Consider the following 2,308-nt stretch of genomic DNA (forward strand, 5'->3'; position numbering starts at 1 on the left):
AGCGTGGCCAAGAGTCTTCTCGTGGACTTGTAACTGCAGTGCTCGGACCACATTACACCGAGAATTCTGAGTTCCGCCTGGTTCGGTTCCCGTCCCAGGGTTTCGACGATCACACCGTACTCGGCGTTGCTGAGTCCGACTGACCTATGGTCGAGTTCCATATTTCCAACCTCCCTTGATCCGTTCGTAGATCACTCGCGACCGAGGCTGTCGTCCCTGTGGAGGATGACCTTTCGCGGGCCTTTCGAGCAGGTTCGCGCCTAGCCAGGTCGTCACCCTTACGATTCTTCTCTTGCCGGATTTCTTCGGTAGCATGGAAGAAATTCTCCCCGTGGATGAATTCCCTGGCGCGGGAACGTCGAGCCTAATCCTGCTTTCCATTGAGTGCCCTTCCGGTCCTGCAAATACTTACATTATTCGTATTTATTGTATAAATGTCAATGATTTTCTGGAAGTATGTGAAAGGATGGGTGGAGCGTAGGGTCTATTAGTGTAAAAAATAACATTCCGTGTTAGAATACCAGGCATGTTTGGGAAGATGCTTGGTAATGCCCTCAGGATCCAGGGGTTTCATCGCTGACCCCATTTGGAGGGAACTAAAACTTGTGAGGAGGAATTGCCCTAATGGAAGGTTTCAAGACTCCTGTTGAACTAGCCAAGTCCGCGTGCCTCGCAGCAAAGGCCAAGGTGGCCTGGAGTATCCCCCAGATGCTCCTTCTGGGAATCATGGCCGGCGCCTACATTGCTTTCGGGGGATGGCTGATGACGGTTGTGACCCATGACCTTGCCGCCAATATGGGCCTTGGTTTTTCGAAGTTCCTCGGCGGGGCGATTTTCAGCGTCGGCCTGATGCTCGTGGTCATCGCGGGAGCCGAGCTCTTCACGGGGAACTGCATGATGCCCCTCGGCGTGATGGCTGGCTGCATTCCCATGAGTGGAGTAGCCAGGAACTGGTTTTGGGTCTACGTGGCCAACCTGCTCGGAAGTGTTATCGTGGCATTCCTGATCTTTTATTCCGGCCTCTGGAAGGGTCCGATCGGCGTCAATGCCCTCAAGATAGCCGCCGGCAAGATGAGCCTTCCCATTTGCGAGGCCCTTTTTCGTGGCATCCTTTGTAATTGGCTCGTGGTGCTAGCCGTGTGGATGAGCATGGCGGCCACCGACATAATAGGAAAAATCTGGGCCATATTCTTTCCCATCATGGCCTTTGTAGCCTCCGGTTATGAACACTCCATCGCTAACATGTACTTCATGGCCTTGGGGATCCTCCTCAAGGGCGATCCTTCGACCGTAAGCGGCACAGGCCTCTCCCGGGAAGTCCTGTCGCAGGTTTCCCTGGGTGGTTACCTCCATAACCTGGTCCCCGTCACCATTGGTAACATGATCGGTGGAATTCTTTTCGTCGCCATATTTTACTACCTGGTCTTCAGGACAAATCTTGAGGATATTGGGTAAGGGCATTAAAAGCCGAAATAGGTCGAATAATCCTTGTACCTACGGCGGCAGCGGTGTGATCGACGTTGCCGCCATTATTCTTGCCGGTGGTTGCGGCAAAAGGGCCGGTGGGGCCAAGGTTTTTCTCTCCATCGAAGGCCGTTGCCTCATCCTGGAGGTCCTCGAAAGAGCCCTGAACCTTTTCAGCCAGGTCATCATAGCTTGCCGAAGGGAGGATGTTGGCCTGTTGGGCAGGATGATCGAGTCGCTACCCGAAAAAGGCCGGATCAGAATAGTATCCGATAGAGTAGAGGGCCTGGGCCCCCTTGAAGGAATGGCCGTAGGCCTGAAGGCTTCCGAAAAGGAATGGACTTTCGTGATGGGGTGCGATATGCCCCTTGTCAATGGCGCGGTGGTAAAGCTAATGTGGTCGAAGAGAGAAGGCGACAGGGACGCTGTCATCGCGAGGATAGGAGGCTTCCTCGAGCCTCTTCATGCCTTTTATCACAGGAGGTGCGTCAACGCCGTGGAAAGGGCCATTTCAATGTCCAGGCACAAGATCACCTCCTTCTTTTCGGATATTTCCCCCCTTGTCATCGAGGAGAAGGATATTTCCCACATCCCCGGCTACCGGCGCTCCTTCTTGAACATAAACACCCCAGGTGACATTCGGTCCTGGCTCGATGATCCGCACTTTCGGCCCTGAATTCAGTGTCTTGGACCCCACCGGATCCGGTGAAAGCGCTTCCCAACGGTGACATTTCCCTCCCTGTTGGTTAGAATTGGTTTCGTTTCTCAGACCAGAGGTGTCTCAAAATGAAGGTACCCATCGAACGCATCAGGAACTTTTGTATCATAGCCCACGTCGATCATG

Annotated in this window: 3 protein-coding genes; 2 read left to right on the forward strand and 1 reads right to left on the reverse strand. The window is 53.5% G+C overall.

What is annotated here, in order from left to right:
• Window positions 1–161: hypothetical protein (locus GX108_08430; GenBank protein NLO57047.1), on the reverse strand; the 161-nt coding region annotated here is incomplete at its 3' end.
• A 463-nt stretch (window positions 162–624) separates the two neighbouring features.
• Between GX108_08430 and GX108_08435 the strand changes: the two genes are divergently transcribed.
• Window positions 625–1,455: a formate/nitrite transporter family protein gene (locus tag GX108_08435; protein ID NLO57048.1), complete on the forward strand. Its 831-nt coding sequence runs from the start codon at window positions 625–627 to the stop codon at window positions 1,453–1,455.
• A 55-nt stretch (window positions 1,456–1,510) separates the two neighbouring features.
• Window positions 1,511–2,140, forward strand: coding sequence for a molybdenum cofactor guanylyltransferase (locus GX108_08440; GenBank protein ID NLO57049.1), 630 nt, complete (start codon window positions 1,511–1,513; stop codon window positions 2,138–2,140).
• Window positions 2,141–2,308 lie beyond the last annotated feature (168 nt).

Source organism: Thermovirga sp., assembly GCA_012523215.1.
Taxonomy (GTDB): domain Bacteria; phylum Synergistota; class Synergistia; order Synergistales; family Thermovirgaceae; genus 58-81.

Bases quoted from the DNA above. Each gene is read 5' to 3' on its own strand.
- GX108_08435 (NLO57048.1), top strand. From the start codon at position 625: ATGGAAGGTTTCAAGACTCCTGTTGAACTAGCCAAGTCCGCGTGCCTC.